Source organism: Endozoicomonas sp. SESOKO1 (genome assembly GCF_024606265.1).
Classification (GTDB): Bacteria; Pseudomonadota; Gammaproteobacteria; order Pseudomonadales; family Endozoicomonadaceae; genus Endozoicomonas.
Window position 1 is genome coordinate 1 of record NZ_JAHHPP010000051.1, and the last position, 7,267, is coordinate 7,267.

The window sequence follows — 7,267 nt, forward strand, 5'->3', positions numbered from 1 at the left end:
TTGTTGCTTATATCACCGCCCGACTGGGCGATGCTTTACGCAGGTTTTGGTAAATCTGAAATGGAGATGTCGCTGTCTATAAGAAATGTTAGAATGCCAGCGGCATCAATCCTAACGGTAATCATCATTGAACACCCGCAAACTGTACGCTCAATATTCCCGTCAAATTGAATTACTCGCCCCCTGGCAACTGACAACGCTGGCTACCGCCGTTACTGAGAGGGCCTGGCCCAACTTTGCACTGTTTTCAGAGCTGGCGGAATTTGGGCAGCCTGCTGATGTGAGGCATTGTCTCAACATGCTCTGGGACTATACAGCCGGACTGCAATCTGCAAAAAACTTCGAACGCCTGCTTGAGCGACTGGATGAAAATTCCCCCGCCCCGGAAGATTTTGATATGTTTGGCGTTGAACCTGCACTGGACTTTTCGGTTAGCCTTAACTGTGCCATCAACTGTGCCATGAAAGCATCCGTTGACGAGGCGGCCAGTGCCTTGACAGTGTCACTCAGCACCATTGGCAAGTTCATAAAATACACTGAAGCAACACCGCTGAAAGGGACAGAACTGATGCAGTATATTGAAGAGCACGAACTGTTTGAGCTTCAACGTCGGTTTATCAATGAGTTGATTAGCATGGTCTGTCAGCAAAAGAATCCCTCTAAAGAACTTACCAAAGAGCTTCGGTTACTTTCTGCCAACGATGGTGTCAGTCAACTGGGGATCAGTCTTGATTAACCGGCATTGCCACACAGCCAATACCGGTTTATCGCTGATTACTTCACATTAGAAATGATATCCCTGAGCAGGGAGTATATCTTCTGCTGGGCGTTGGACATGGCCTCATAGTTTTGATTATACGTCTGCATCGCCCTTTGCAGCTGAACGGTCTGGAGCTGACTGCTGCCATTGAGGTTGTCCCGGGCATTAATCAGGCTTTTCTTTAAAGTGACCCACTCTTCAGGGGTCAGCTTGCCATTACCACTGGCATCTGGATAGGTAATCCTCAAGACATTACTCAGGAGTTCTTTCTCCTTCTCAGTCATAAACGGCGTGGTTCCGTCAAACTCATCACTGCTTGCCTGGCTGAAGGCCAGCTTCCTGCCAAAAAAACCGGACACCTGACTGTCGGAATCATTGGGATCGGTTTTGCTTATCGCCTGGGTACCCCGGCCATCATACTCCCACTGGTGCATGCCTCCGGCTTCATAGAGAATGTGGCCATCATGATTGTTGATATCCAGGCTGTGGCGGTTGTTGGGACGGGCAGCATTTTGCACAGCCTGCGGAGGTGCCGCATACTCATCATAAGAGAATCCGGGCAAAGTGCTGGAGGCGGACATTGACACTATTTCAATGTCTCCCTCATTCTGTGAATAATTGATGTGCGCTTTCATTCTTGCTGCTGATTGTTCCATCGCGCGTTCAAAAAAATCATCAATACTCTCTCCAGAGACCATCTTGTAGTTATACGATTGCGAATAGGTGTTATTTACCCCATCAATATCATCCAGCGTCCAGCTAACGGTATAGCCGTTGGTTTGCAGCTCTCTTGCCAACCCCTTACGTTTTTCGTCTGAAAGGTTCATTCCTGCCAGTTCAGATTTCACCCGTGCCAAATAATCATCACTGAATATCTTGATACTCCCATAATCCTCAGAGCCCTGAAAATTCCGGCTTTCACTGACATTTTGGGATGCAACGGACTTGGTTGTTTTAGTGGTCGCCGGTATCACTTCCTGATAACTGTAAGCGGGAATGTTAATGTCAGTAGTGACATAATGTATTTCTATGTCGCCTTCCGTACCCTTGACATAGTTGCGGAAATCCAGTTTGGAGCGATTAACAGACCGTTCAATAAATTGGTAAAGCGTTTCATTGGCGTAGGGCTGATAACTGAACGTTTTACCATAATAGTCATCGGATCCATCCGAATCACCGAGACCCCAGTCAATAGACATCCCGCCATTCGCCTTTATCTGGGCCATGATGGCGGCCTGCTCCGCTGGCGATTTATCCTTGATAACCCCTTCCCACGTGGAGAGAACCTTGCTCGCATGGGTGTTATCAATGGTGTCGTAATTTTCCGAACCATTGTATTCACCGAACGTCGACAGCTCGCCAGCAGCAACATTTACCGTTTGCGTGGTTGTCGTCGGCTGGCTTGCCACCGGGTCAGTCGGAGCCTCAATGGTCGGGGCGCCGATGGCCATAGCTGCGGCATCATTGACATCACTGATTTCCATTCCCTGGTTATCCCGGGTAATGATAATCGAGGTTATATCCGCCAATCCTCCGGAAAAGTCTGAGGAGTTGAATGCCGTATCCGGTGCTCCGGTCTTAAAGGTAATCTCAGTGCCGTCATCCAGTATATAGGTCATGTCGTTCATCACGGGAATGCCGACTTCCAGGGCATCCACCGTGGTACCGGCAGGCACAGGTATCAGCGTCTGGTTCTGGTAGATTAACTGATTACCATCACCGTCAAGCAGCGTGAAGCTATTGCCACCATTATCATCTGGCTGGAAACTCAACCCGTAACCATTATCAAGCACCACATTTTTGCCATTTACCTGCCATGTGGTAGATTCATAATGCGTTGACCCATATTCAGCAACATTAGCCTTGCCAATCAACCCATTAATAGCATCTACATACTGATTACTTTTATCAATTTCACCAATAATTCTTCGAACTTCCGAGTCCAGCATTTCTCCACGCTCAAGATAAACGGCAGCAATGAAGTCCTGCTGACTCATATCTGCTGGATTTAGGGTTTTTACATCATTGGTCGTGGTAACGCCGTTAACGTTATTCATGCTGTGCTCATCCCTGAAAAGCAGTTATTTTTTTATACTGATCCGTTTACGGCCTATACATATCCGGAACGTTTTTTAACGGTACTTGCTTTCTTCACTTTGCGTTGACTGAGCAAACGGCTGGCACTGCTGAGCTCCTTGCGCTTGGCCGATGCTTCATTGGCCATATTGCTTTTAAATTCATTATGAAAATTGAGCAGTTCTTCCCTGGCTTTCTGCTTTTGGCGGGATGTCCAGTAGTCACTATTGATAAAAGCACGTAACTTTTGCCGGTCCATTCCACCATTTTTCATAAACTCTTCCTGCTTATCCAGCAACACTTTTGCTTCCCGAACGGCAGCCTTTGATGCATCAGAAGCCAGATAGTTGGATTTTTGTAATTTGGTGATATCTATCATCCTGAGTTTGAGTGCCATACCTACCCCCGGATAGCATTTGACCAGATCATTTTGAAACTCTCTGGGTACCTATATCGGTCTGGGAACAAATCTGTGTAGGGTTTGTTAACATTTCAGGATCGCAGAGCCTTGCTACGAAGCATCAACTGGGGGGAGTTGTACTGTGTTTATCTGTGATATTGGCGACTCAGCAGTAAAATACCTACAATATTGGCAAAAATGTTGGCAAAAACGTCGGCAAAAAGTCTGGAGGCTCTATGGATGTTGCTGAGTTCGAAAGCATAATGTTGCAGGTCTTAATCGGCGGGCTGGTTTTATTTATGGCTTTTATTATTTATGACCTGGCCAAAAAATCCAATGCGGGAAAATGGGGTACGTTCGTACTCTTTGGAGCTCTTGGCCTTGGTGTTCTGGGTTTCCTAATCAAAACCGTTCTTGTTGAGATGATTGTTTAGGTTGTACACCATGACAGATAGTCAGATTCTTTCGTGCTTACGACTTTCTGGCTATTATTTTCTGGCTATAAATAGCCTAACCAGGACATCCAGGCACTGCCCAAACCCAGCCAGACCAACAGATATAACGAACTCATGATCAACCCTGCTTTCCACCAGGTGAAAAGAGAAACATAACCAGCACCATAAAGTATGGGTGCCGGTCCATTCCCATAGTGGGTAACAACAGCACAAATATTACTCATATAGGCAAGCATAAGGGCCCCTCCCAGCGGGGGAACACCGGCACTGAGCATGATCAACAGAAAACCGGCATACATGGCACTGATCTGCGCTGTCGATGCGGCAAAGAAATAATGGAAAAAGTAATACAGTCCACAAACAGTAACCATTGCCATCCAGGCGGGCAAACCGCCAAACAGGACGCCAACCTGGCCACTGACATAATTCACTACACCAAAGGCGCTGAGGTAATGAGCCATAGTGATAAATGCCCCAAACCAGATCATGGTATCCCAGGCTCCCTTGTTACCACGAACATCATCCCAGTTCAGCACACCACTTAAAAGCAGAATGCAGACCCCCACCATAGCAACCAGTGTCGCTGAAAAGCCCAGCTGCTGACCAAATATCCACAGCAGAAGAAGAGCCAGGAATGTACCAGCCATAATCCATTCATCTCTGCTCAGGGAGCCCAGACGGTGAAGTTCATCCTGTGCCACCTTGACGGCCATGGGGGTTTCTTTCAATTCAGGCGGGATAATGCGGTACAGACAAAGTGGCATCAGGATAAGACAGACAATACCGGGTACCAGTGCCCCCAATGCCCACATCGCCCAGCTCAACTCAATACCCTGATTGCCAGCAAGCTTGACCACCAGTGGATTACCCGCCATTGCGGTCAGAAACATGGTGCTGGTAATGGCATTGGCATGGAAGACGATCATCAACAGAAAGGCCCCCATCCTGTTTGCGGTCGCTCCTGGCTTACTGTCATAGACAGTGGCAATGGACTGCATAATTGGATAAACCACGGCACCGGCACGAGCAGTGGTACTGGGCATTGCCGGGGCCAGCAGCATATCTGTCAGGGTCAGGCCATACCCCAAAGTCAGGGTTTTCTTCCCCATGACACGCATGAAGCAGTAGGCAATTCTGAGCCCAAGCCCGGTTTTTATAAAGCCTTGAGAAATGAAAAATGCCAGAACCACCAGCCAGGTAACAGGGTCACCATAACCCGCCAGAGCCTGCTTGAGTGTCAGGGTGTCGGTCAGTCCCAGGGCTGTCACGCCCATAAGCGTGATTGCCGACATCGGCATTGGGGTAACCATCACCCCAAAAAGGGTGCTGAAAAAAATAATCAGCATATGCCACCCCTGCTGATCCAGACCTTCCGGAGCAGGAATCATCCACAGGATTACGCCCAATAGCAAAGGCGCTAAAAAACTGAAAAGGGATTTCAAATCCGTTGCCCGTTGCCGGGGATGTTCACAGCTTACTGGTGATGTACTCACACAAACCTCTTTGAAACATGGTTACGGCTCTAGTAGGCCAGTTCTCCTGCATTTATAATTCCGGTTTTTCTCATCAGTGATTACCCATGCAGGCTTCTGTTATACGCCCTTCCAAAAAAAGCCGATTACTGCTTTTTAATAAACCTTATGGTGTCCTGACCCAGTTTACGGATCAGGAAGGGCGGCAAACGCTGAAGGACTTCATTAACATTCCTGGCATCTATCCGGCAGGCAGGCTGGATCGGGACAGCGAAGGGTTACTACTGCTGACGGATAATGGCCAGTTGCAAAACCTGATTGCCTCACCGGGGCACAAAATGCCCAAAACTTACTGGGTTCAGGTTGAGGGAATCCCCGATTCCCAGGCTTTAGACCATCTTCGTACCGGAATAGTTCTAAACGATGGCCCTACCCTTCCGGCCCTGGCAGAAATCATTGATTCGCCTGCTGTCTGGGACAGAGTACCGCCCATAAGAGAGAGAAAGTCGGTTCCGGACTGCTGGATTCAATTAACGATAAAGGAGGGTAGAAACCGTCAGATAAGAAGAATGACAGCGGCTATCGGCCATCCAACACTCAGGCTGATTCGTTGCCAGATAGGGGCTTGGAAAATTGACGACCTCCAGCCAGGCCATTGGCACGAGCTGGAAATTCCTGCTTCACTGAAAGACAAACTCAATAAAAACAGCCCCAAACGTGTAAAGTGGAAAACATCAGGAAAGCACCGTCACTGGAAGACATAATTCTTCAGCACTTCGTATTGGTCAGCAGAGCGGCACTAGCCATCACCCTGACAACCATCACTATTTTGTCTCTATTGCCTGTACATAATTTCAGCGGTGTTGATCTGACATTCTGGAAGCTGCCGGTGGCTGCTGACAAAATAGCCCACTGCATTGCCTTCCTGGTTATTTCCGGCCTGCTTGATGGCTTTTGTTATCAGGACAGTTTCAACCTGAAAAAAGCGGCTATTGCTGCTTTATACGGTATGTGGATTGAAGGCCTGCAATCCCTTACCGACTACCGCCACCCATCGTTCTGGGATATCGTCGCAAACTGCATTGGCATCTTTATATACTGGTTATCGATTCCTGCTTTTAAAAGAACGCCTGTTCTAAGAGTTCGCTGGCAGTATAAGGAACCACCCCCGGAAGGGATAAGTTAACCAACCCACACGAACCCGGAACCTAAAAGTCATTTTGAGGTCAAACCGGGTTATTTATTCAGAGTGCAGGGTTTGTTCTGAAAGCCACAGCATCAACCTACTCCCACCCAAAGCCCGCTGGTGGGTCGCACCAGCAAGCTGGTTCAAGCGGGATTGCTGAACGCTCCGGAAATACAGTCAGCGGCAAAAGAGTCTCTCACTATCGGCCTCATAGAGGTACAGCCACCACTATGGATGATGCCAGACGTGTGGACGCTGCCTTTTGGAAAAATAAACCATTGCAAGGACGTCAAATCACCTCAGCTGACGTGCTTGCCGCTTATGAAAATGATAAGACCTCTCTGAGAAGTGGCTTTTTCCTGCAAAATCTTTGCTTACAAAACAGGTTACTTGGCAATAAAAAAGTGGTCCCGGAGCAGGTCATCCAGGAATTCAACCGGGCACCCGATCGAAATAACAAGTGCAAATTGGCGATAGCACGCTTTAAAGCAGAATGTTGCCTGAAGACCCTGCCGTTAAGGGGCCAACAGGTTATTCCTGATGCAGTGGTCAAGGATTTCCCTGATACCCCGGAGGGCAAGCTGGGAATAGCCCGCTTTAAGGAACATTGTTGCATGAAGGGCCTGCCGTTACGTGGCCAGCCGGTCACACCGGATGCCGTGGTCAGGGATTATCAGGCAGCCAGGGCAAAACTGGAGCTGGCACGCTTTAAGGAGCAATGTTGCCTGAGAAGCCTGCCGTTGCGTGGCCAACAGGTCACACCAGATGAGGTGGTCAGGGAATTCCCGGATAGTCCGGAAGGCAAACTGGGGATAGCCCGGTTCAAAATGGAATGTTGCCTGAGGGGGCTGCTGTTGAATGGCTACCTGGTTTCACCGGATGCGGTGGTCAGGGATTACCAGGCAGCCAGGGCAACAC

Annotated in this window: 8 protein-coding genes; 5 read left to right on the forward strand and 3 right to left on the reverse strand. The window is 48.5% G+C overall.

Features of this window, described 5'->3' with window-relative positions; genetic code table 11:
- The first annotated feature begins 127 nt into the window (after positions 1 to 127).
- Positions 128 to 736, forward strand: coding sequence for a YjaG family protein (locus tag KDK13_RS03120; RefSeq protein WP_257283397.1), 609 nt, complete (start codon positions 128 to 130; stop codon positions 734 to 736).
- Positions 737 to 774: 38 nt separating this feature from the next.
- On the opposite strand, the gene KDK13_RS03125 is transcribed toward KDK13_RS03120, so the two are convergent.
- Complete coding sequence (locus KDK13_RS03125) at positions 775 to 2,817, reverse strand: hypothetical protein (RefSeq protein WP_257283399.1); 2,043 nt, start codon at positions 2,815 to 2,817, stop codon at positions 775 to 777.
- Positions 2,818 to 2,870: 53 nt separating this feature from the next.
- On the reverse strand, positions 2,871 to 3,233 hold the full coding sequence (locus KDK13_RS03130) for a hypothetical protein (protein WP_257283400.1): 363 nt from the start codon (positions 3,231 to 3,233) through the stop codon (positions 2,871 to 2,873).
- A gap of 239 nt (positions 3,234 to 3,472) precedes the next feature.
- On the opposite strand from KDK13_RS03130, the gene KDK13_RS03135 reads away from it, so the two are divergent.
- Positions 3,473 to 3,670: a DUF2788 domain-containing protein gene (locus tag KDK13_RS03135; protein WP_257283402.1), complete on the forward strand. Its 198-nt coding sequence runs from the start codon at positions 3,473 to 3,475 to the stop codon at positions 3,668 to 3,670.
- Between the two features lie 65 nt (positions 3,671 to 3,735).
- Here KDK13_RS03135 and KDK13_RS03140 read toward each other — a convergent pair whose 3' ends face one another.
- Positions 3,736 to 5,184 carry an anion permease gene (locus tag KDK13_RS03140; RefSeq protein ID WP_257283403.1) on the reverse strand — a complete coding sequence of 483 codons (1,449 nt, stop codon included), beginning with the start codon at positions 5,182 to 5,184 and terminating at the stop codon, positions 3,736 to 3,738.
- 86 nt (positions 5,185 to 5,270) lie between these two features.
- Between KDK13_RS03140 and KDK13_RS03145 the strand changes: the two genes are divergently transcribed.
- The 3 genes from KDK13_RS03145 to KDK13_RS03155 all read left to right on the forward strand — a co-directional run.
- Positions 5,271 to 5,927 carry a pseudouridine synthase gene (locus KDK13_RS03145; protein ID WP_257283404.1) on the forward strand — a complete coding sequence of 219 codons (657 nt, stop codon included), beginning with the start codon at positions 5,271 to 5,273 and terminating at the stop codon, positions 5,925 to 5,927.
- A gap of 17 nt (positions 5,928 to 5,944) precedes the next feature.
- Positions 5,945 to 6,349 (forward strand): VanZ family protein, encoded by a 405-nt coding sequence (locus KDK13_RS03150; RefSeq protein WP_257283405.1) that lies wholly within the window; start codon positions 5,945 to 5,947, stop codon positions 6,347 to 6,349.
- A 230-nt stretch (positions 6,350 to 6,579) separates the two neighbouring features.
- A partial coding sequence (locus tag KDK13_RS03155) for a hypothetical protein (protein WP_257283407.1) occupies positions 6,580 to 7,267 on the forward strand: 688 nt, incomplete at its 3' end.